The 22,597-nt window shown below is 71.3% G+C and carries 17 protein-coding genes and 1 pseudogene; 10 read left to right on the top strand and 8 right to left on the bottom strand.

Annotation, left to right across the window (positions count from 1 at the left end):
• The first annotated feature begins 154 nt into the window (after positions 1–154).
• The 4 genes from OG223_RS44255 (at position 155) to OG223_RS44240 (ending at position 5,077) form a co-directional block, all read left to right on the top strand.
• Entirely contained in the window at positions 155–898 is a 744-nt protein-coding gene (locus OG223_RS44255) for an enoyl-CoA hydratase/isomerase family protein (RefSeq protein WP_329261866.1), read from the top strand.
• Between the two features lie 77 nt (positions 899–975).
• Positions 976–1,845, top strand: a complete 870-nt coding sequence (locus OG223_RS44250) for an SCO6745 family protein (RefSeq protein ID WP_329261863.1) — start codon at positions 976–978, stop codon at positions 1,843–1,845.
• Positions 1,846–1,938: 93 nt separating this feature from the next.
• Entirely contained in the window at positions 1,939–4,347 is a 2,409-nt protein-coding gene (locus tag OG223_RS44245; RefSeq protein ID WP_329261861.1) for a Tex family protein, read from the top strand.
• Positions 4,348–4,453: 106 nt separating this feature from the next.
• Entirely contained in the window at positions 4,454–5,077 is a 624-nt protein-coding gene (locus OG223_RS44240; protein ID WP_329261858.1) for a DinB family protein, read from the top strand.
• A gap of 70 nt (positions 5,078–5,147) precedes the next feature.
• Here the strand turns inward: OG223_RS44240 and OG223_RS44235 are convergent, their stop codons facing one another.
• The gene (locus tag OG223_RS44235) at positions 5,148–6,791 is read right to left on the bottom strand and encodes an ABC-F family ATP-binding cassette domain-containing protein (RefSeq protein WP_329261856.1); all 1,644 of its coding nucleotides are present in this window, start codon (positions 6,789–6,791) and stop codon (positions 5,148–5,150) included.
• Between the two features lie 48 nt (positions 6,792–6,839).
• A pseudogene (locus OG223_RS44230) lies at positions 6,840–7,606 on the bottom strand (oxidoreductase).
• An 83-nt stretch (positions 7,607–7,689) separates the two neighbouring features.
• On the opposite strand from OG223_RS44230, the gene OG223_RS44225 reads away from it, so the two are divergent.
• Complete coding sequence (locus tag OG223_RS44225; RefSeq protein WP_329261853.1) at positions 7,690–8,649, top strand: FAD-dependent oxidoreductase; 960 nt, start codon at positions 7,690–7,692, stop codon at positions 8,647–8,649.
• A gap of 357 nt (positions 8,650–9,006) precedes the next feature.
• On the opposite strand, the gene OG223_RS44220 is transcribed toward OG223_RS44225, so the two are convergent.
• Complete coding sequence (locus tag OG223_RS44220; protein ID WP_329261850.1) at positions 9,007–10,956, bottom strand: Xaa-Pro dipeptidyl-peptidase; 1,950 nt, start codon at positions 10,954–10,956, stop codon at positions 9,007–9,009.
• Positions 10,957–11,213: 257 nt separating this feature from the next.
• On the opposite strand from OG223_RS44220, the gene OG223_RS44215 reads away from it, so the two are divergent.
• A complete protein-coding gene (locus OG223_RS44215; protein ID WP_329261848.1) occupies positions 11,214–12,707 on the top strand; it encodes a M1 family metallopeptidase in 1,494 nt (497 codons plus the stop codon).
• A 156-nt stretch (positions 12,708–12,863) separates the two neighbouring features.
• Here the strand turns inward: OG223_RS44215 and OG223_RS44210 are convergent, their stop codons facing one another.
• Both OG223_RS44210 and OG223_RS44205 read right to left on the bottom strand, forming a co-directional pair.
• Positions 12,864–13,877 carry a PfkB family carbohydrate kinase gene (locus tag OG223_RS44210; RefSeq protein ID WP_329261845.1) on the bottom strand — a complete coding sequence of 338 codons (1,014 nt, stop codon included), beginning with the start codon at positions 13,875–13,877 and terminating at the stop codon, positions 12,864–12,866.
• 112 nt (positions 13,878–13,989) lie between these two features.
• Positions 13,990–14,469 (bottom strand): macro domain-containing protein, encoded by a 480-nt coding sequence (locus OG223_RS44205; RefSeq protein ID WP_329261843.1) that lies wholly within the window; start codon positions 14,467–14,469, stop codon positions 13,990–13,992.
• Positions 14,470–14,549: 80 nt separating this feature from the next.
• Between OG223_RS44205 and OG223_RS44200 the strand changes: the two genes are divergently transcribed.
• The gene (locus OG223_RS44200) at positions 14,550–15,263 is read left to right on the top strand and encodes a MerR family transcriptional regulator (RefSeq protein ID WP_329261840.1); all 714 of its coding nucleotides are present in this window, start codon (positions 14,550–14,552) and stop codon (positions 15,261–15,263) included.
• On the opposite strand, the gene OG223_RS44195 is transcribed toward OG223_RS44200, so the two are convergent.
• Entirely contained in the window at positions 15,240–15,965 is a 726-nt protein-coding gene (locus OG223_RS44195; protein WP_329261837.1) for an SDR family NAD(P)-dependent oxidoreductase, read from the bottom strand. The two genes, OG223_RS44200 and OG223_RS44195, sit on opposite strands and share 24 nt — an antisense overlap.
• A gap of 135 nt (positions 15,966–16,100) precedes the next feature.
• On the opposite strand from OG223_RS44195, the gene OG223_RS44190 reads away from it, so the two are divergent.
• The 3 genes from OG223_RS44190 to OG223_RS44180 all read left to right on the top strand — a co-directional run bounded on the left by OG223_RS44190 (position 16,101) and on the right by OG223_RS44180 (position 19,873).
• The gene (locus OG223_RS44190) at positions 16,101–17,147 is read left to right on the top strand and encodes an ABC transporter permease (protein WP_329261834.1); all 1,047 of its coding nucleotides are present in this window, start codon (positions 16,101–16,103) and stop codon (positions 17,145–17,147) included.
• Positions 17,148–17,214: 67 nt separating this feature from the next.
• Entirely contained in the window at positions 17,215–18,282 is a 1,068-nt protein-coding gene (locus tag OG223_RS44185; protein WP_329261831.1) for a sugar ABC transporter substrate-binding protein, read from the top strand.
• A 1-nt stretch (position 18,283) separates the two neighbouring features.
• Positions 18,284–19,873: a sugar ABC transporter ATP-binding protein gene (locus OG223_RS44180; protein ID WP_329261828.1), complete on the top strand. Its 1,590-nt coding sequence runs from the start codon at positions 18,284–18,286 to the stop codon at positions 19,871–19,873.
• A 247-nt stretch (positions 19,874–20,120) separates the two neighbouring features.
• Here OG223_RS44180 and OG223_RS44175 read toward each other — a convergent pair whose 3' ends face one another.
• Together OG223_RS44175 and OG223_RS44170 are read right to left on the bottom strand one after the other, a co-directional pair.
• Positions 20,121–20,861, bottom strand: a complete 741-nt coding sequence (locus tag OG223_RS44175) for an IclR family transcriptional regulator (protein WP_329261825.1) — start codon at positions 20,859–20,861, stop codon at positions 20,121–20,123.
• 80 nt (positions 20,862–20,941) lie between these two features.
• Positions 20,942–22,573: a thiamine pyrophosphate-binding protein gene (locus tag OG223_RS44170; protein ID WP_329261822.1), complete on the bottom strand. Its 1,632-nt coding sequence runs from the start codon at positions 22,571–22,573 to the stop codon at positions 20,942–20,944.
• Between the last annotated feature and the right edge of the window lie 24 nt (positions 22,574–22,597).

The following is a 22,597-nucleotide window of genomic DNA, read 5'->3' as shown; positions in this document are numbered from 1 at the left end:
CAACGACCCGCTCCGCCCCGCGCTACTGAACAGAAGTCAGCAGTTTTCGGGTGTATCTCGACCGTTCGGGTACGGCACGACCGCCTTCCCGACCGCTCGTGTTCCGATCGTGCCGACTTCGCGAACTCTTCGGGTTGTACGTAGCATCCGGCGCATGGAGCCCCGCCTGCTGCACGACGTCACCGACTCGGTCGCCACCGTCGTCGTCCACCATCCCGGCAAGCGCAACGCGATGACCACGGAGATGTGGCGGTCGCTGCCGCCGCTGCTCGACTCGTTGTCCGCCGACCCGGCCGTACGGGCGCTCGTGCTGACCGGCGAGGGCGGGACGTTCTGCGCCGGGGCCGACATCTCGACGCTGCGGGAGTCGGCCGGTGAGGCGCAGGGGCTCGCGGTGCTCGCGGAGGAGGCTCTCGCGGCGTTCCCGAAGCCGACGCTGGCGGCGGTCCGGGGTCATTGCGTGGGCGGCGGGGCGCAGTTGGCGGCGGCCTGCGATCTGCGGTTCGCGGAGCAGGGAGCGCTGTTCGGGGTGACTCCGGCGAAGCTGGGGATCGTGTATCCGGCGTCCTCCACAAGGCGGTTGGTGTCACTGGTGGGTCCGGGTGCCGCCAAGCACCTGTTGTTCTCGGGTGAGTTCATCGACGCGGAGCGGGCGCTGCGCACCGGTTTCGTCGACGAGCTGCTGCCCGAGGGCGAACTCGCCAAGCGGGTCGCGGAGTTCACCCGGGTGCTGGTCTCCCGTTCGCAGTTGACGCAGGCCGCGGCGAAGGAGTTCGCCGACGGCCGTACGGACAGGGACGGTCATTGGGCGGAGCAGGCGCGGGGCAGCGGCGACACCGCGGAGGGCGTCGCCGCGTTCCTGGAGCGCCGCGAGCCGCGCTTCACCTGGACCACGTGAGGACGGGTAGCGCACCGTTCCCGCCGTGCCGCGCATCCCCTATCGCGTCGTACCGACCAGTCGGTAACGTGCGGGGCATGACTACTGCCGCCGTCGATCCCCGTGCCGGACGCCGCTGCCACAACGCGCTCAACTCCCTGCACGCCACGCTCTACTTCTCGCCCGACCTGGGGAGGGAACTGGCGGCTCTCGGCGTCAAGGACTCCCAGGCCGTCAACTTCGCCGTACGGGCGGCGGCGATGGGGCCGGTGGGGCCGGGCACGGTGACGGCTACCTTCTACAACTACAAGTACGACCTCGTGGCCCGGCATGTGCCCGCCGTCTGGGAGACCGTCTCCCCGGAGCAGGTCCTGCACGCACGCGCGCGTGCCGTCGACGCGACCCTGCGCCGGCTGCTGAACGACGAGGTGGTGGAGTCGCGGGAGATGGCGGAGGCGGCACGGCTGGCCCTGCGCGCCGCCGAGGCGTGCACGCGTGCCGCCCGCCCCCTGTACGCCGCCCACGCGGATCTGCCGGTGCCCGAAGAGCCGCATCTGGCGTACTTCCACGCCGCCACGCTGCTGCGCGAGCACCGCGGCGACGGTCACCTCGCCGCCCTGCTGTCCGCCGAACTCGACGGCCTGGAGGCCGTGGTCACCCACACCGCGACCGGCAAGGGCATGACCCCGAAGTGGGTGTTCGGCACACGCGGGTGGAACCAGGAGGAGTGGGACGCCGCCTCGGGACGACTGCGCGAGCGCGGGCTGCTCGACGGGGACGGCGAGTTGACGGAGGCGGGCACCGCCCTGCGCGCCCGCGTCGAGGCGGAGACGGACCGGTTGGACCGGGCGCCGTACGCACACCTGGGCACCGAGGGGGTCGTACGTCTGACCGAACTCGCGACCGGATTCGCGCGGCGCGCGCTCGCCGCCGGGGCGTTTCCACGGGATCTGCTCGGCAAGCGCTAGGCATCGGACCCGCAGGACAGCGCCCTGATCCCCGGTTGTCGGTGTCACCTGCCACAATTGCCGCGCAACCTCAGTGGAGAAGGCGGTACGGGCGTGACGACACCCCTCGTAGGGTCCATCGAAGGCAGGATCGCCGAGGAGCTCGGCGTACGGGAGCGGCAGGTGAAGGCTGCCGTCGAGCTGCTCGACGGCGGTTCGACGGTGCCCTTCATCGCCCGCTACCGCAAGGAAGCGACCGAGATGCTCGACGACGCGCAGTTGCGCACGCTCGAGGAGCGGCTGCGCTATCTGCGGGAGCTGGAGGAGCGGCGGACGGCGATCCTCGAATCGGTGCGCGAGCAGGGCAAGCTCACCGAGGAGCTGGAGGCGCAGATCCGGGCCGCCGAGACCAAGGCGCGCCTTGAGGACATCTACCTGCCCTACAAGCCCAAGCGGCGGACGAAAGCCCAGATCGCGCGGGAGGCGGGTCTGGAGCCGCTCGCGGAGGGGCTGTTGGGCGACCCGTCCGTGGAACCGCTGGCCGCGGCCACCGCGTTCGTCGACGCCGACAAGGGTGTCGCCGATCCGCAGGCGGCCCTGGACGGCGCGCGGGCGATCCTCACGGAGCGGTTCTCGGAGGACGCCGACCTGATCGGCGAGCTGCGCGAGCGGATGTGGGGGCGTGGGCGCCTCGCGGCGAAGGTGCGGGACGGCAAGGAGGAGGCGGGCGCCAAGTTCGCCGACTACTTCGACTTCTCGGAGCCGTTCACCGCGCTGCCCTCGCACCGCATCCTCGCGATGCTGCGCGGCGAGAAGGAGGACGTCCTCGATCTCGTCCTGGAGCCCGAGGAGGACACCGAGGGGCCCTCTTCCTACGAGGGGATGGTCGCCCACCGCTTCCAGGTCTTCGACCGGGGCCGCCCCGGCGACAAGTGGCTTCAGGACACGGTCCGTTGGGCGTGGCGCACCCGCATTCTCGTGCACCTCGGCATCGACCTGCGGCTGCGGCTGCGGACGGCCGCCGAGGACGAGGCGGTCAACGTCTTCGCCTCGAACCTGCGGGACCTGCTGCTCGCCGCCCCGGCCGGCACCCGCTCGACGCTCGGCCTGGACCCCGGTTTCCGTACGGGTGTGAAGGTCGCCGTCGTCGACGCGACCGGCAAGGTCGTGGCCACGGACGTGATCTACCCGCACGTCCCGGCCAACAAGTGGGACGACGCCCTCGCCAAGCTGGCCCGGCTGTCCGCCCAGCACTCGGTCGAACTGATCGCGATCGGCAACGGCACGGCGTCCCGCGAGACCGACAAGCTCGCCGGTGAACTCATCACCAAGCACCCGGAGTTGAACCTCACCAAGGTGATGGTGTCCGAGGCCGGCGCGTCCGTGTACTCGGCGTCCGCGTTCGCCTCCGCCGAGCTGCCCGACATGGATGTGTCGCTGCGCGGCGCCGTCTCCATCGCGCGCCGACTCCAGGACCCGCTCGCGGAGTTGGTGAAGATCGACCCCAAGTCGATCGGTGTCGGCCAGTACCAGCACGACCTGTCCGAGGTGAAGCTGTCGCGTTCGCTGGACGCGGTGGTCGAGGACTGTGTGAACGGCGTCGGCGTGGACGTCAACACGGCCTCCGCGCCGCTGCTTTCGCGCGTCTCCGGCATCACCTCCGGCCTCGCGGAGAACATCGTGTCCCACCGCGACACCAACGGCCCGTTCAAGTCACGTACCCAACTGAAGAACGTGGCGCGGCTCGGCCCCAAGGCGTACGAGCAGTGCGCGGGCTTCCTGCGCATCCGGGACGGCGACGACCCGCTCGACTCGTCCAGCGTGCACCCCGAGGCGTATCCGGTGGTACGGCGGATGGTGAAGACGGCGGGCAGCGAGGTCGCCTCGCTGATCGGCAACACGGCGGTGCTGCGCTCGCTGAAGCCGACCGAGTTCGTGGACGAGACGTTCGGTCTGCCGACCGTGACCGACATCCTGAAGGAGCTGGAGAAGCCGGGGCGCGACCCGCGACCCGCGTTCAAGACGGCCACGTTCAAGGACGGCGTCGAGAAGATCTCCGACCTGGCGCCCGGGATGGTCCTGGAGGGTGTCGTCACGAACGTCGCCGCGTTCGGGGCGTTCATCGACGTCGGTGTCCACCAGGACGGGCTCGCCCACGTCTCCGCCCTCTCGAAGACGTTCGTCAAGGACCCGCGGGACGTGGTGAAGCCGGGTGACATCGTCAAGGTGAAGGTCCTCGACGTGGACATCCCGCGCAAGCGGATCTCGTTGACGCTGCGGCTGGAGGACTCGGCGCAGGCGGGGGCCTCCGGCGGGGACCGGCGACAGCAGGGTGGGGGTGGTGAGCGTCAGCAGCGTGGTGGGCGTCCGCCGCAGCAACGCCAGCAGCAGCGGCAGGGCGGTCAAGGCGGCGGGGGCCAAGGGGGCGGGTCGAGGCAGGCGGCTCCGCCGGCCAACAGTGCGATGGCTGATGCTCTGCGCAAAGCGGGGTTGCTGGACCCGGGCAAGAAGGGCAAGCGCTGACGGCTGCGGTGGTCAGGTTTGTGGGGAGCTGCGGGCCGGTGGGGGCTGGTCGCGCAGTTCCCCGCGCCCCTACAGGGCGCGCAGCGCCCTGCTACAGACTGGCGGGATGATCTCAACGGACTTCAAAGCGGACCTCCGCGTCATCCTTCAGGACAGCCGTGACACGCTCCTCTGGAAGCTCGAAGGGCTGTCGGAGTACGACATCCGGCGGCCGATGACGCCGACCGGCACCAATCTGCTGGGGCTGGTCAAGCATCTGGCCGGGGCCGAGGCGTTCTACTTCGGGACGGTGTTCGGACGGCCGGTCGACGGACCGGAGTTGTGGATCGCGGGAGACGCCGAGCCGAACGCGGATCTGTGGGCGACGCCCGACGAGACGCGTGAGCAGATCGTCGGGGACTACCGACGGATCTGCGCGCACTCCGACACGACGATCGAGGCGCTGCCCCTGGACTCGATCGGCCGCATGCCCGGCGAGCACGGCACCGAACTCACCCTGCACCGCACGCTCGCCCACATGATCTACGAGACGTCCCGACACGTCGGCCACGCCGATGTCGTACGGGAACTCGTCGACGGGACGGTGGGCCAGCGGGCCGGGGGCGACAACATGGCGCCGGGCGACGCGAGTTGGTGGGCGGAGCACCGGGACAGGGTGGAGGGCGCCGCAAAGGAAGCCGATCGCCTCAACTCCGGTACGGACAGCGCCCCTTCAGGGGCGCGGGGCTGAGTCTATTTGCGGCTCCGCCGCGGGGCGCGACCAGCCACAACGGACCCGCAGTGAACGAACCCACAGGACCTCACCGCTGCTCCGTCACCTTCCCGTCCGCCACCTCCAACCGCCGAGTTACCTGAACCGCGTCCAGCATCCGGCGATCATGAGTGACCAGCAACAACGTGCCCTCATACGCATCCAGCGCCGACTCCAACTGCTCGATGGCAGGCAGGTCAAGGTGGTTCGTAGGCTCGTCCAGAACCAGGAGGTTCACCCCGCGACCTTGGAGCAGCGCCAGAGCAGAACGGGTTCGCTCACCCGGTGACAACGTCCCGGCCGGCCGCATCACATGGTTCGCCTTGAGCCCGAACTTGGCCAGCAGCGTACGGACTTCGGCAGGCTCGGTGTCCGGGACCGCCGCACAGAACGCGTCGAGCAACGACTCCGTACCGTGGAACAACTGCCGCGCCTGATCGACCTCGCCCACCAGCACACCCGAGCCCAGCGAAGCCTGCCCCGAGTCCAGCGGGATGCGGCCGAGGAGGGCACCGAGCAGCGTCGACTTGCCCGCCCCGTTCGCGCCGGTCACCGCGACCCGGTCCGCCCAGTCGATCTGGAGGGACACCGGGCCGAAGCTGAAGTCACCACGTCGTACCTCCGCGTCCCGCAGGGTCGCGACGACCGAGCCGGAGCGGGGCGCGGACGCGATCTCCATGCGCAGCTCCCACTCCTTGCGGGGCTCCTCGACGACGTCGAGGCGTTCGATCATGCGCTGGGTCTGCCGGGCCTTCGCCGCCTGCTTCTCGCTCGCCTCGCTGCGGAACTTGCGGCCGATCTTGTCGTTGTCGTTGTTCGCCTTGCGCCGGGCGTTCTTGACGCCCTTGTCCATCCAGCCGCGCTGCATCTGCGCCCGGTCCTGGAGCGAGGAGCGCTTGTCGGCGTACTCCTCGAAGTCGTCGCGGGCGTGCCGTCGGGCCACGTCCCGCTCCTCCAGGTAGGCCTCGTAGCCGCCGCCGTAGAGGTTGATCTGGTTCTGGGCCAGGTCGAGTTCGAGGACCTTGGTGACCGTGCGGGTGAGGAACTCGCGGTCGTGCGACACGACGACCGTGCCGGCGCGCAGGCCGGAGACGAAGCGTTCGAGGCGCTCCAGGCCGTCGAGGTCCAGGTCGTTGGTGGGCTCGTCGAGCAGGAAGACGTCGTAGCGGGAGAGCAGGAGGGAAGCCAGACCCGCCCGCGCCGCCTGGCCGCCGGACAGGGACGTCATCGGCTGGTCCAGGTCGATCGCCAGGCCCAGCGAGTCGGCGATCTCCTCGGCCCGTTCGTCGAGGTCCGCGCCGCCGAGGTCGAGCCAGCGCTCCAGGCTCGCCGAGTAGGCGTCGTCGGCGCCGGGTGCGCCGTCCACCAGTGCCTGGGTGGCCTCGTCCATCGTGCGCTGGGCCTCGGCGACTCCCGTGCGGCGGGCCAGGAACTCCCGCACGCTCTCGCCCGGCCGCCGCTCCGGCTCCTGCGGGAGATGGCCTACGGTCGCTGTCGGCGGGGAGAGGCGCAGCTCGCCCTCCTCCGGCGCGAGCAGGCCGGCGAGCATCCTGAGCAGGGTGGACTTGCCCGCGCCGTTGGCACCGACAAGGCCGATCACATCGCCGGGGGCGACGACGAGGTCGAGCCCGGCGAAGAGGGCGCGGTCGCCGTGTCCGGCGGCGAGATTCTTGGCGACGAGAGTGGCAGTCATCAGAGCGTCGATCCTAATCGGTCCCTTTGCCCGCTCGCGCCGCGGTTTTCAGCGGGCCATCGGCTCCACCAGCACGCTCTCCGTGGTGCGGGCCACCACGAAGGACTCGCCCCTCACCGTCTTCGCGTCCAGGGGGATGCGGTGGGGGCCGGGTTCGACCTCGACGGGCGCCTCGCCGTCGGCCGCGGTCAGGTGGGTGAGGCGGTGCTGTTCGGCCGGGCGACGGTCCAGGGCGTGTTCGATCTGGGCGACGAGGAGCGGGACGACGGGCGCGAGGCCGTCGACGGGCGCCACGTCGACCCCGGCGCGGCCGAACGCGGCCTGTACGGCGGCCCGTTCCTCCGGGGCGACGGCCCGGCCGAAGAACACGGCGCCGTAGCCGCGCGGTACTCGGCGCCGGCGAAGCGGAAGGGCCCCAGGCCGTGGTAGCCGTTGCGCTCCAGGTCGGCGTGTTCGTCGGTCTGCCGGGCGAAGTCGCGCCAGATGTAGTCGGCGCCGTCCCGCCGGACGACCGCGGTGACGGCACCGCAGGCCAGGTCCTCGCACTCGGGGCTGCCGTAGATGATGTGGCGTCCGCCCTCCAGCGGTGCGTCCGTCTCCAGGAGGAGGCCGCGGACCTGGGTGGTGAAGATCGCGGGCGGGACGTCGGAGGCGAGCGGGGAGACGGCGTCCGGGTCGGTGAGCCGGAACGGCAGCGGGCGGCCGTCGACGATCAAGTCGACGAAGTCACGGTGGACCTGGTGGCCGCCGTCCGCGAGGACGTCACCGGCACGGATCTCCGGTGCCGGGCCGAAGGCCGCGTACGCGGCGCACATCGGGTGTTCGGCGGACATGCCGTGAGTATCCCCAGGGCGCCGCGCGGTGCGCACGGTATGGGGCAGTCCGCTACCGTCCGCGCATGGACAACGGTGTGAGTGGCGATGTGATCGTGGTCGGCGGCGGTGTCATCGGGTTGACGACGGCCGTCGTGCTGGCGGAGCGCGGTGCCCGGGTGCGGGTGTGGACGCGCGAGCCCGTCGAGCTGACGACCTCGGCGGTCGCGGGCGCGCTGTGGTGGCCGTACCGGATCGAGCCGGCCGCGCTCGTCGGTGAGTGGGCGCTCCAATCGCTCGCCGTGTACGAGGAGTTGGCGACGCGCCCCGAGGAGACCGGCGTACGCATGGTCGAGGGCGTACAGGGTGAGACGCGGCTGGACGAGCTGGAGCCGTGGGCGGCCCGGGTGCCGGGGCTGCGGGCGGCGCGGGCCGAGGAGTATGCGGGCGGCGGGCTGTGGGCACGGCTGCCGCTGATCGACATGCCGGCCCATCTGCCGTGGCTGCGGGGGCGGTTCCTGGAGCTGGGCGGGACCGTCGAGGAGCGGTCGGTGACGGATCTCACGGAGGTACCGGCGCCCGTCGTGGTCAACTGCACCGGACTGGACTCGCTGGACCTCGTGCCCGATCGCTCACTGCGGCCGGTGCGCGGCCAGTTGGTCGTCGTGGAGAACCCGGGGATCACGACCTGGCTGACGTCGGTGGACCACTCGGCGGACACGCTCACGTACTTCTTCCCGCAGCCGGGCGGACTGATCCTGGGCGGTACGGCCGAGGAGGACGCCTGGTCGATGACGCCCGATCCCAAGGTGGCCGAGGCGATCGTCGCCCGCTGCGCGGCGATCCGCCCGGAGATCGCCGAGGCACGCGTGCTGGAACACCGGGTGGGGCTGCGGCCGTCACGGCCGTCGGTACGGCTGGAGCGTCAAGTACTGCGGGGCGGGCGGGTGTTGGTGCACAACTACGGCCATGGCGGGGCGGGGATCACCGTGGCGTGGGGGTGTGCGCGGGAGGCGGCGGAATTGGCCGGGGTGACGGCGGGGTAGCGGGGCGGGGGACGGGATACGCGGGGTGGGCGGGGCGCTGGGCGCGCGGCAGGGGGAACGCGCGGCGCGAAGGGCGGGCACTCGGCGCAAGGCGAGGTAGCGGAGCGGGACGCTCGGCGCGGGACAGGGGCGGGGCGCGGGGGCGGGACGCTCCGCGCAGGACAGGGGCGAGACGCGGGGCGCGGGGAACGCTCGGCGCGGGGCACGGAGAGGGGCGCTCGGCGCAGGGCGGGGTACCGGGACGCTCGACGCAAGCCCACCCCACCGACCCACGCCCCCCGCATCAGCGCGACCAACCGACGGGGCGCGGCGGAGCCCACTCGCTCCGCCGCGCCCCGTCGATTCGTGAGCCGACGATCAACTACCCGGTACCCGCTGCACGTTGCGCGGGGCCCGTACGCCGTCGAGGGTCGTGGCCGCGGGTGTCCTGGAACCGGCGACCGCCGTGGCCTTCGCGAACGCCGACGCTCCGCCGACGAGCGGGAGTCGGGCTGCGGTGCGGGACAGGTCCAGGGTGAGGGTCGGGGTGGTGGACGGCGGGTCGATGAGGTCCTTGTCGGTGCCCGCGACGATCAGGGCGAGGCGGTGTCCGGCCGGGACGACGTGGTCGGTCGCCGCCAGGTCGAGAGTGATGGTGTACGCCTTGCCCGGGGTGAGCGGTACGCCCTTCGTGGCGGAGGCGTAGTTGCCGAGGTCGGCCCAGCCGCGGCTGAGGACGTTGTAGTCGACTGCCTTGGTCTTGGCCCGGGTCGACAGGAAGCAGGCGCTGTCGCCCGCCGTGCTCTCGCCCCAGCAGGTGCGGTCGGTGAGCGTGGTGATGCCCTCCGCGGAGTCGGCGTAGTCACGGATGGTGTCGGGGCCGACATCGACAAGGACCGCCGACAGATGGGCCGTTGACGTGGTGGGCGTCGCGGTGACGGTCACCTTCGAGGAGCCCGACAGGCGCAGGTCCTTCGTGAGCGGCCCGGTGACGAAACCGGCCTTGTCCGCTGTCGAGTTGTCGATCGCCGCGGCCCAATCGGTCTCGCTCTCCTGCGGGTTGTCCGTGAACGTCTCGGTGCCCGTGGCCGTGTGCAGGCCGAGGGTGCCGACGCCGGCCCGGGTGCCCTGCGCCGGGTGGAGGGTGGTCTGCGCGGTGCCGGTCGGCGGCCAGACCTTCGACGTCTCCCACTGGTCCGGGTGGCGTTCGACGTCGGCCATCGGCTGCCGGTCGATTCCGTTGTCGTAGCCGAGGAGTTCGTGGTCGAACCAGCGGTGCAGAGTGTCGACCCAGGCCCCGCGACGGTAGTCGAAGGGGTCGACGTGGCCGGTCTGGGAGAGCCAGATCTTGCGCTCGACGCCGTTCTTGGCGAGGGCGTCCCACCACTGGCCGAAGTTCTTGGTGCGGACGTTGAGGTCCTGCAGTCCGTGCACGAGGAACACGCTGGCCTTGACCTTGCTCGCGTCCTTCACGTAGTCGCGCTCGGTCCAGAACGGCGTCCAGTCACCGGTGCGCGGAGCCCCGTCGACGATCTTCTGCTGGACGGCGGCGCACTTGGCCTGCGCGTCGGGGCTGTCGACGTAGCCGGAGAGCCAGTCGGGGCCGGAGTCGTAGAGCGGGGCGCCCTTGGCGAAGTAGTAGTCGTACCAGGAGGAGATGGCGCTGATCGGGACGATCGTCTTCAGGCCCTTGACGCCGGTGGCGGCGACGCCGTTGGCGATGGTGCCGTCCCAGCTCTTGCCGATCATTCCGGTCTTGCCGTTGGTCCAACTCGCCTTCGCACCAACGGTTCCGGTGCGTGTCGTGTACGCCTTGGCGCGTCCGTTGAGCCAGTCGACGACGGCCTTCGCGGACTGGATGTCGGAGCGGCCGCCGACGTCGACGCAGCCGTCGGAGCGGTTGGTGCCGGCGAGGTCGACGCCGACGAAGGCGTAGCCGCGGGGCACGAAGTAGTTGTCGTAGAAGAGCGGCATCTGGACAACGTTGCCGCTCGCGTCGTAGGTCTTGAGTTGACTCTCGTTGCCGCGTCCGCAGCAGGAGTAGTAGGGGCTGGCATCCATGATGACGGGGACTTTGCGGCCCTGTCGGGCGGGTTCGCCGGGGCGGACGATGTCGACGGCGACCCGGTCGGTCTTTCCGTCGCCGTCGCCGTCGAGACCGGTGTCCACCCAGACGGCCTCGCGGATGGCGTTCGCGTACGAGTAGACCGGTTGGCTTTCCAGCGGAGCGCTCTGGGCCGCTGCCGGGGTGAGGAAGGCGGCCAGGAGGGCGGCGGTCGCCGCCGTCGCGAGCGATCTCCAGATCGTGAAGCGCGTGCGTTTCGGCATGCGCGGACGGTACATCGGTCAACTCCCGTGCTGAAAGAGGCACTCGGGGCCATGACGGCCGAATGGCGATCGTGTGACAGGAGGGACCGTGGACAGGTGCGGTGCCACAGGGACTGAATAGCCTGTGAACAGACTTGGCGGACCGACCCCTACGGCTCTTCGACCCCTGCCCCGCTTCGACCCCCTACGGCTCTTCGACTTTCGTGGACCCCCATGGCTCTTCGGCTTTTCGCGGAGCCCTACGACTTGGAGTTCTCGTGCACCGCAGAATCATCGCGCCGGGCGCCCTCGCGGCGGCCTCCCTCATGCTGGCGATCCCGGCATCGGCGGCAAGCTACTCCCCCGGCGCTCCGGGCATCGGCGACCCCTACTACCCGGCCTACGGCAACGGCGGATACGACGTCTCGCACTACGACCTCAGGCTTCAATACCAGCCCACCACCGACGAGTTGGCGGGCACGGCGACGATCCTCGCCAGGACCACGCAGGACCTGTCGCGGTTCGACCTGGACTTCCTCCTCGATGTGAGCGAGGTGCGGGTCAACGGCGCCGTGGCGACGTTCGCGACCTCCGGTCAGCACGAACTGGAGATCACCCCGAAGACCCCGCTGCCCAGCGGCACACCGATCACCGTCGTGGTCCGCTACAGCGGGGTGCCGTCCACGAAGAGCGCGTACGGGTTCACCACCTGGCACCGCACCCCGGACGGCGCGGTCGCGGCCGACGAACCCGAGTCGGCGTGGTGGTGGTTCCCGAGCAACGACCACCCCAGCGACAAGGCGACCTACGACGTCTCGGTGGCCGTACCGAACGGCACCCAGGCGATCTCCAACGGCACGCTCCAGTCGACGAGTTCACAGCTCGGCTGGACCCGCTACAACTGGCGCCAGAACAAGCCGCAGGCCACCTACCTGGCCACGCTCGCCCTCGGGAAGTTCGACATCACGACCAGCACCTCGGACGGCGGAGTCCCCGTCATCAACGCCTACAGCAAGGACCTCGGCGACAACGACGGGTCCGCGCGCTCGAGTGTGGAGCGCACCGGGGAGATCGTCGACTGGCTGAGCGGCTACTTCGGCACATATCCGTTCAGTACGGCGGGCGGCTACGTGCCCAACACGACCACCGGGTACGCGCTGGAGACCCAGACCCGCGTCTACTACAGCCCGAGGCAGTTCGCGAACGGCGCCAACACCTCTGTCGTGGTGCATGAGTTGGCCCACCAGTGGTACGGCGACGACGTGTCGCTGAAGGGCTGGAAGGACATCTGGATCAACGAGGGCTTCGCGCGGTACGCGCAGTGGCTGTGGTCCGAGCACGAGGGCGAGGGCACCGCGCAGCAACTCGCCGACTACGTCTACGCCTCGCACCCGGCGGACGACGCCTTCTGGACGATCGCGCCGGGCGACCCGGGCCCGGACAACCAGTTCGAACTCCCCGTCTACGACCGGGGCGCGCTGGCCATCCAGGCGCTGCGCAACGAGATCGGCGACGACGCGTTCTTCGCCGTTCTGAAGGGCTGGCCGAAGGAGCACGCGTACGGCAACGCGTCCGTCGCGGACTTCCAGAAGTACGCCGAGCAGGTGTCCGGGACGTCGCTGTCCGCGCTCTTCGACACCTGGCTGTTCCAGCCGACGAAGCCGGCGGCGCCGGCGGCGCGGAGTGCGGCCATCGCGAAGACGTCCGCGGCGCCGGTGCAGCCGAAGTCGTGGAAGAAGATCGCGGCGACGAATGACGTGCACGGGGGCTGACGATTGAGTGAGGGGGCGGGCGACCCGGGGCTCGGTTTCCCTGGGCCGCCCGCCCCGGTCCCGGAAGACGACCGGCGTCCGGTCAGCCGTTGCCGGGCGTCGAGGGCGCCCGGCCCGGCCCGGTGTCCTTGACGAACACGATCCCGTCGGTGTCGGTCAGGTGCGCCGGGTCCAGCGGGGCGTAGCCGTACCGGGCGGACACACGAGGGACGGGCCGGACCCGGCCCAGCGGGTCACACCGGCCGCCGCGGCCTCCAACTCCGCGATCTGTACGAGGAGTTCGTCCCGGGCGATTGCGTCGGTCTCCGTCGACGGCACCGTGCACGCGTGGGCGCCGGCGACCGCGCCGTACCGGGCGCACTGCTGCGGGCTCTTCCCGCTCAGCCATCCGAGGAGGAACGCGGCGGCGAAGGCATCGCCCGCGCCGTTCGAGTCGATCACCGGTTCGCGGGGCGTGACGGTCGGGATGTGGGTCAGTTCGTCGTCGGCCAGCAGGTAGGCGCCCTCCGCTCCGGCGGTGGCGACGACCAGTTCGGCCCGGCCCCGCTCGGCGATCGCGCGCATCGTGCGTTCGGGAGTGTCGGTCAGTGCGGTGGTGGACAGGAAGACGAGGTCCGCCGCGTGGGCGAACTCCGCCTGGTACGGGTTCTCGCCGTCCCAGTTGTGCAGGTCCGTCGAGATGGTCGCGCCGGCCTCGCGCACCACGGGCAGGGCGTGGGCGCAGGGCTGGGTGATGGAGACATGGACGTGACGGCTCGCCTCGGCGAGGGCGCGGACCGTGGGCTCCGGCAGGCGGTCGTCGGGGTGGGCGCGGGTCGCGTCGTACAGGGAGAGGCGCCGGCCGTCGGGGCCCACGAGGTTGACCGCACGCTTGGTGCCGGCGGGCTGCGGGACTTCGGTGAGCGGGATGCCGCGGTCGCGGTGCAGCGCGCGGACCAGGTCGCCCTCGGGGTCGGCACCGAGCATGTCGAGGTGGTGGGTGCGCAGGCCCAGCGCGCTCAGACCGAGGGCCACGAAGTCGCCGGTCTGGCCGGCGCGGGTGCGGATGCCGGGGTCGATCATGTAGCTGTCGGCGTACGGGAGCGGTAGTCCGGGGACGTGGACGATGGTGTCGACGCCGGCGCCGCCGAGGACGAGGACGTCGATGTCTTTGACCTGGTCGCGGCTCATGGCTCTCCCTTGGATGCGAGCAGCGAGTCAAGCAGGCACCGGGGAGCACCGCAAGCCGTTGCGCAATTTCCTGCAACTCCTTTCACCCTGAGGCGAGTTGGGTCCAGGCGGCTCAGTCCCCGTGGTCGTACACCGTCACCGCGATCCCCCGCCCCACCAGCCGCTCGGTGACCAGTGGTTCGACGCGTGACCACGTGCCGCCCGCGAGGCCGCACCCGATGCGGGGCATGTGCACGAACGCGCCGAGCTCCGCCGCACGCTCGGCCAGCAGGCCCAGCGCCGTGTCGATCGCCTCGTAGCGCACGGGCACGCCCTTGCTGCCGGTGCGTGTCCCGCGCTGGCCGATCATGTTGGCCACCCACACATGGCGCTCGACCCGCACGAACTGGACGGCTCCCAGCCCGAAGTCGTTGGCCGCGCGGTCGCGATGCCACGCGCGGTACTCCTTCTCCGGCTCCGGCCAGCGGCGCGACACGGCCAGCACGAAGCCCTTTCCCCAGCCCCCGATGTCGTTGCAGACATGCGCGATCACCTTGACGCCCTTGACCGACGGAACGGTCGCGTCACCCCGGACATAGTTGATCTCCCCCATGTCGCCCACCATAGGCGCCACCACTGACAACGGCCTTCCGGTGGTTTCACAGCACCGGTGAGACAGCGATACTGCTGCGCATGACGACCGACACCGAGGAGCCGACGCTCACGATCGACGAACTGGCCGCGCGGGCCGGTACCACGGTCCGCACGGTCCGGTTCTACAGCACCAAGGGATTGTTGCCGCCGCCGGTGATCGGCGCGCGGCGGGTCGGGCACTACGGGCAGACGCATCTGTCCCGGCTCGCGCTCATCGAGGAGTTGCAGCACCAGGGCATGACGCTGGCGGCGATCGAGCGGTATGTGGATCAGTTGCCGCCGGACCTGTCCGACCACGACCTGGCCATCCACCGGGCCGTGGTGGCGTCCTGGGCGCCGGACACCGAAGAGACCCTGACCCAGGAGGAGTTGGGGCGCCGGGCGGGGCGGGCGCTGGACGCGGACGACATCGAGCGGCTCACCGCCATGAACGTGATCCGGCCCGAGGAGGGCGCGTTCCGGGTCGACCTGGGCCTGTTGCGGCTCGGCGTGCGGCTCCTCGACGTACCGCTGTCCCACGACGCCATCCTCGCCGCGCGGGAGGTCCTCGTCGCGCACTCGCGTGCCGCGGCGCGTGAACTGTCGGAGCTTTTCCGGGGCGAGGTGGCCGAACGGGACGCTCAGGACGTGAAGTTCCTGTCGGCGCACATGCATCCGCTGGTGGTGCAGGCCCTGCTGACGACCTTTCAGCGGTCGTTGAAGGAGGAGCTCCAGCAGTGGCTCGGCGCCTCACAAGTAGGCCGATCCTCCTGACACGTTGAGCGTCTGCCCGGTGAGGAAGCCGCTGCCCTCGTCGACCACGTACAGCAGCGTCGAGACCAGATCGGACGGCTGCTGCGTCCGCGGCACCACCTGCTGGTCACGGACGTGCGCGAAGCCGCCGTCCGCGCCGACCGTCCGCTCCGCCGTCGCGGTGCGGACCATGCTGGGCGCGATCGCGTTGACGGTGATGTCGTACGGCCCGAGCGCCGCCGCGAGCGAGCGCGTGAAGCCGATCAGGCCCATCTTCGAGGCGACGTACGGGACCATCGTGGGCGGCGCGGTGAGGACGGCCGCCGAGACGATGTTGACGATACGGCCCCGGCCGGCGGCCTTCAGATACGGCAGGACCGCGCGGGTCAGCAGGAACGGCGCCTCCAGATTGACGCGCATGATCCGGCGCCATTCCTCGGGCGTGGTCTCCTCGAAGGGGCGGGCCGGGTAGACGCCCGCGTTGTTGACCAGGACGTGCAGGGTGCCGAATTGGTCGACGACCCGTTCCAACGCCCCCTGGATCTGGGCTTCGTCGGTGACGTCACCGATCAACTCCAGGTAGTCCGGGACCCTTTCGGCGGTCTCCGGCTGCGCGACGAGGTCGAGTCCGGCGACCCGGTAGCCGTGCCCGGCGAGCGCGACGGCGAACTCCTGCCCCAGGCCCTGTGCCGCTCCGGTCACCAGGGCGGTCCGCGTCTCCATGGGGCGAGTGTGATGACCCGTCAGGCGTCCGGCAAGAGCACATTCCACTCGCTGAAACGCCCTGGTTGCCGCGCACGCCCGCTGGCCCCACGCTGCGTGACGACCCCAGCACCAGTCGTACGGGAGCCGTGCCCGATGACCGAGACCGAGCGTGCCGTGGACGACGCGGACGATGCGGACGACGCCGAGCGCGCCCGCGAACAGGGCGGCGGGCAGGGCCGGTTGAAGCCCGTTCCGCGCCGCTGGGTCCGGGACGAGTTCGGTGTGCTGCTCGTGCTGGGGTTGCTGATCGCCGGGATCGGCATCCCCTACCCGGACTTCCTGGGCACGAACAATCTCCTCTCCACCGCCCACAACTCCGTCTACATCTCGCTGATGGCGTGCGGCATGGTCTTCGCGCTGTCGATGCGCGAAGTCGATCTGTCGGTGGGCGGGACCTACGCGATGTGCCTGGTCGTCGGGGCGCTGCTGATCCGGGACGGCACTCCGCCCTGGCTGGCGGTGCCGGTGATGCTGGTCACCGGGATCGCGCTGGGCGTGTTCAACGCACTGGTGACGACGCTGCTGGCGCTGCCGTCGTTCATCGTCACGCTGGGCACGCTGATGCTCTTCCGGGGAGTGGGGCTGGCCCTCGCCGACGGCAAACAGATCACCGATCTCCCGCTGGACGACTCGTTCTTCACGTTCGCGGGCGGTGATCCGGGCGGGGTGCCGTTCGCGCTGTGGGTGCTGCTCGCCGTGATCGTCGTGCTGGCGGTCGTGCTGTCCCGGACGCGCTTCGGGGCCCGGGTGCGGGCGATCGGGTCCAACCCCGACGCCGCCGCGTTCAGCGGCATCCCGGTCGTCCGCACCCGCGTCCAGGCACTGGCCCTCTCCGGCCTGACCACGGCGTGCGCCGCCACGCTCGCGCTCGCCTTCTACGGCGCCGGAGATCCGACTCTGGGCCAGGGCTACGAGTTGCAGGCGATCGCCGCGTGCATCATCGGCGGCACTCCGCTGGCCGGGGGCCGCGGTTCGGTGGTCGGCGCGGTGGCCGGGGCGATGATCCTGTCGGTCGTCGCCTCCGGCCTGGTGTTCTTCGAAGTACCCATCAACTGGACGTCGTTCGCGACCGGCGGGGTGATCCTCGTCGCCGTCGCGGCCGACAGCGCGCTGCGCCGCACCGGACGCCGCCGCAAGTGACGTCCCCCGTGGTCCACGTCCCGCTCCGCTCCAAGTCCCCCTGTGGTCCAGCCTTTTGGAGGCCGTGATGCACGCCCGTTCACGTACCTGGTCCGCGGCGCTCGGCGCCCTGGTCCTGCTGGCCACCGCAGGCTGCGGCAGCGGCGGAGGCTCCGGCGGGAGCAACGGCAGGCTGAAGATGGGAATCTCGGTCGCCAACATCTCCCTGAACTTCGCCCACGAGATGGTGCTGGGCGCGCAGAGCGCCGCGAGCCACGCGGGCGGAGTCGACTTCAAGGCCGTAGGACCGCCCAACACGGACGGGCCCGCCGAGGTGCAGTTGTTCCAGAACCTCACCGCCGTCGCCAAGGACGGCATCGTCCTGGAGAACCTCGACCCGCCGATCTTCACCCGGCCCGCCGCACGCGCCGTCGACCAGGGCATCCCGATCGTCGCCCTGGACACCTCCCCCACCGACGGCAGCAAGGTGAACTTCTATGTGGGGAACGACAATTACGCGCTCGGCGCGCTGATGGCGAAGGAGGCGCTGAAGCGGCTCGGCGACAACCCGAAGGGACAGGTCGTGATCGGTGTGCCCAACCCGGGGACGCCGGTGCTCGACAACCGCGCGCAGGGCATCGCCGACACGTTCAAGAAGGACGCGCCCGGCGTCAAGATCCTCGGCCCCTTCCAGACGTACAGCGACCCGGGCCAGAACTACAGCTCCTGGTCGGCGCAGGTGAACGCGCACCCGGACGCGCTCGCCTTCCTCGGCGTCGGTGACGCGGACAGCTACAACCTCGCGAAGATCAAGAAAGCCGAGCACGGCAAGTGGCTCACGGCCGGCTTCGACGTCGACCCGAAGACGCTGGACGCGGTGAAGGACGGCTCCAACTTCGTCACCATCGATCCGCAGCACTTCCTGAAGGGCTATCTGTCCACGGCGATGCTGATCGAGGCCGTACGCGACAAGAAGGGCAAGCTGCCGGACGGTTGGTTCCTGTCGCCCGGCGGGGTCGTGGACTCCTCCAACATCGACGAGATCATCGCCCGGCAGAAGTCGGCGCAGGCCGCCTACGACTGGTACAAGCCGACGATCGACAAGTTGCTCGGCGACGAGGCGGGCAACCTGAAGCCGCTGAAGAACGCGCGCTGACATGGGCCACGGCGACATCCTCGTGGCGGAGGAGCTGGTCAAGTCCTACGGCGGCGTACGGGCGTTGGACGGAGTGTCGATCCAACTGCGCGGTGGCGAGGTGCACGCGCTGGTCGGGGAGAACGGTGCCGGGAAGTCGACGCTCGTGCGCATCCTGTCGGGGACGCTGGGCGCCGACGGCGGGACGGTGCGGTCGGCGAAGGACGCCCGGATCGCCGTCGTCTCCCAGGAGTTGAGCCTCTTCCCCGACCTCAGCGTGCGGGAGAACCTGTACCCGCAGCACCCGCCCCTGCGGATGGGCCTGTTGGACCGGGGCGCCATGGACCGGGCGGCCCGCCCGGTCCTCGCCGAACTCGGCCTGGACGTGGACCCGCGCACGGAACTGGGCGAACTCCCGCTCGCCGACCAGCAGTTGACGGAGATCGCCCGGGCGCTGCTGCGCCGCCCCCGACTGCTGATCCTCGACGAACCCACCTCGGCGCTCCCGGCCGCCGCCGTCGACCGCCTCGAACGCGTCCTGCGCACACTGACGGACCGGGGCATCGCCGTCCTGTACGTCACCCACTTCCTGGACGAGGTGATGCGCTTCGCGCAGCGCGTGACGGTCCTGCGGGACGGGCGGGTCGCGCTGGCCGGCGTGGAACGGTCCAAGGTCGACGTACCGGAGCTGGTGTCGGCGATGCTGGGCGACCGGCCGGAACAACCACCGCGCAGGGCACGGACGTCGGCCGCCGACCGACCGCCGCCCGTGGTGCTGTCCCGCGTCGCCGTGGACGGCCGGCTGACCGACGTCACCTTCACCGTGCGGGCGGGTGAGGTGGTCGGGGTCGCCGGGCTGCAAGGGGCGGGCCATCTCGACGCGTTGGGGGTGGTGTGCGGGCGTACGGCGGTCTCCGGGGGCCGGGTGGACGTCGGCGGCCGGGGTCTGCCGCGCTCGCTGCGGGACGCGGTGCGCGCGGGCGTCGCCTTCGTGCCGAGCGACCGCAAACGGTACGGGCTGATGGTGGACCGTACGGTGTGGGAGAACACGACCGCGGTCAGTTGGCTGGCGCTGGGCCGGGGCGGGATCGCCCCCGCCCGTTCCGAACTCGTCCGCCGCACGGCCGAGTTGACCGAGCGGCTACGGCTGCGCGGCGGCCCGTACGACCTGGTGGCCCGGCTGTCCGGCGGCAACCAGCAGAAGGTCGTCTTCGCCAAGTGGCTCGCCGCCGAACCGAAGATCGTCGTCCTGGACGATCCGACCCGGGGCGTCGACGTCGGCGTACGCGCCGAAATGCACCGCATCGTCGGCGAGTTGGCGGCGGGCGGCGCGGCCGTCCTGATCGCCTCGACCGACCTCGCGGAGCTGACGGAGGTGTGCGACCGGGTACTCGTGTTCGTGCGCGGCCGGGTCACGGAGGAGGTGCGCGGGGAGCGGTTGACCGAGCACGGGCTGGCGGTGGCCGTGCAGCGGACGGGCGGGGCGGGGGTGCCGGGGGCGGGCGGCTCCGGCTCCGGCTCCGGCTCCGGCTCCGGCTCCGGCTCGGGCTCGGGCTCCGGCTCCGGCTCGGGCTCCGGCTCGGGCTCGGGCTCGGGGGCCGAGACGGGCTGACGGGGACGCGAGGTTCACCGGCTGGACCGGTCCATGGCCGAGGCTCTGCGGGCGCGAGGGCAAGCTGGCGCGTCCGCCCCGGAGCGGAGCCCGACCAGTGCCGTGGGCGTCCGCGAAGTCATCCATTACCGCTGCGCACCGACGACAACCGACCCGCAGCACAGCCCCACCAACGCCACCGGCGTCCGCGAAAGCACCTCCGCCGCCGTCCGATGAGCCGCCGCCCGGAATCCCCGCCCCACCCCCGTCAGACCGACAGCGTCCGCGTGATCGCCCGGGCCGCCGCGCACAGTCGGGCCCCGATGCGGTCCACGTCCAGGTGACGCGTGCCGCCGGTGACGGAGATCGCGGCGATGGGGCGGGGGCCGCGGTCGGGGGCGTAGACGGGGGCCGCGACCGCGGAGATGCCGATCTCGGCCTCCTCCAGGTTGACGCCGTAGCCGCGGGCCCGGGTGAGGGCGAGGTCGCGGGCGAGTTGGCCGGGGAGGACCAGGGTGCGCGGGGTGAGGCGGGGCAGGGTGCGGCGGGGCGGGCGGGGGTCCTGGGCGAGGAAGACCTTGCCGGTGGCGGTGCAGTGGGCGGGCAGGCGGCCGCCGGTGCGGGAGACGATCGGGGTGGCGCGGCGGCCGGTGATCTTCTCCAGGAAGAGGGTGTCGGTGCCGTCCGGGACGGCCAAGTGCACGTTCTCGTGGGTCGCCTCGTGCAGATCGCCCAGGTAGGGCAGTGCCACGTCCCGCAACTCCCGTACGGACGGCGAGGATTGACCGATGACGAAGAGGGCGAGCCCGATGCGGTAACTGCCTTCGGGCGTGCGGTCCACCAGGCCGAGGCGGACCAGTTCGCCGATCAGCCGGTGTGCCGTCGGTTTGGGGAGCCCGGTGCGCAGGGCCAGTTCGGCGAGGGAGAGCGCCGTCTCGGCGTCGCCGCAGGCGCGGAGCAGCAACACCCCGCGTGCGAGTACCGACTTCGGAAGCGGCCCGTCCGTCATGGACCGATGGTCGTCGCTGTCCCGCACGGGTGACAAGGTGTGGGTGCGGGTGAGTCACGACCGCAATCGAAGCGGTATCTCTACGAGCTACGCACCGGTACGTCCACGAGCATCGGCCGCGTCAACTCGTCGGCCCCGGCAACCAGTTCATGCAGGTGATCAGCGCTGTCGGCCCGTACCGCGTCGACGCCGAAGAAGCGTGCGGCCTGTGTGAAGTCCAGGGTGCCCAACTCGGTGCCGGGGCAACGCCCGTTGCCGCCCATCGCCTCGAACGTGTCCTGGAGCGTGCGGTAACTCCCGTTGCCCATCACCACGAACAGCACCGGGACCTGCTGCCGCGCCGCACTCCACAGCCCCTGGAGTCCGAAGAGCGCACAGCCGTCCCCGAGGACCGACACAACCGGCCGCCCGGGCTCGGCGAGCGAGCGGCCGACGGCGGCGCCGATGCCCCAGCCGAGGCCGCCGCCGACGGTGTGGGTGTAGCTGCCGGGCCGGTCGAGTCGTAACAGCCGACGGAGCAACAGGCCGACGGTGATGGCCTCTTCGACCACCACGGCGTCCGTCGGCAGGCCGTGCGCCACCGCGTGTGCGGCGGCCCAGGGGGCGAGGGGCGCCGTCGAGTAGGCGGCGCGGGCCGCGGACTCGGCGCGCGCCCGTTCGGCGGTGTGCCGTTCGCCGGCGCGCAGGACACGGGCCTTCGCGGTGTGGTCGGGGACCTGTTCGCGCAGCAGCTCGGCCAGCCGCTGCAGCGAGGGTGCGAGCGCGCCCACCAGCCCCGCGTCGGCGGGGAAGTTGCGGCCGATCTCGTCGCCGTCCGAGTCGAGTTGGACGACGGTGATGCCGGGCGGCAGCGCGGGCCCGGGGCTGTAGTGGTGGGGGGTGAAGGCGTGGGCTCCGACGATCAGGACGGTGTCGTACGACGCGAGGGCGGTCCGGATCGCGTCGTGGCGGGGTGGCAGCATCCCGGCGTAAAGGGGGTGGGTGGCAGGGAAGTTGAGGCAGTCGGCCATCGGCTGGTGGTGGACGGTCGCCCCGCAGGCCTCGGCCGTACGGACGAGCGCGGCCACCGCGTCCTCGCGGCCCACCCCGTCCCCGGCGACGATCACGGGCCGGGCGGCACCGCCGAGCAGCACGGCGGCCCGGTCGAGCCCGGCGGCGGGACCCGGCCGGGGCGGTGCGGTGCGGGCGGGCACCTCTACCTCGGTGTCCTCGGCGAACAGGTCCATGGGCAGGGACAGGAACACCGGTCCGGCGGGCGGCCGTTGGGACTGGGCGAAGGCGCGGCGCAGGGCGAGGGGCAGGTCGCGGGCGTGCTGGATGTCGTACGTGGCCTTCACCGCGGGCCGGGCGAGGCCGAGCAGGTCGCCCGAGAGCATGGGGTCCTGCTGGAGGTGGCGGCGGTCCTGCTGGCCGGCCGTGACGACGAGCGGGGTGCGTGAACGGCGGGCGTTGAGGAGGCCGATGAGGCCGTTGGCGAGTCCGGCGGCGATGTGCAGGCTGACGAACGCGGGGCGGCCGGTGCCGCGCGCGTAGCCGTCGGCCATGGAGACGACGGCGCCCTCGTGGACACCGAGCACGTACTCGGGGGCGTCCTCGGTCTCCGACAGGGCGGCGAGGAACGGGAGTTCGGTGGTGCCGGGGTTGCCGAAGATCCGGTCCACGCCCTCGCCGCGCAGGATGTCGAGGAAGGCGAGGGCGGGGCGGTGACCCATGGGGGCTCCTCGGGGACGGGACCG

Origin of the sequence: Streptomyces sp. NBC_01478, from assembly GCF_036227225.1 — a bacterium.
Taxonomy (GTDB): domain Bacteria; phylum Actinomycetota; class Actinomycetes; order Streptomycetales; family Streptomycetaceae; genus Streptomyces.
Note: the sequence above shows the minus strand (reverse complement) of the source record. Positions and strands in the feature narration are given on the sequence as shown.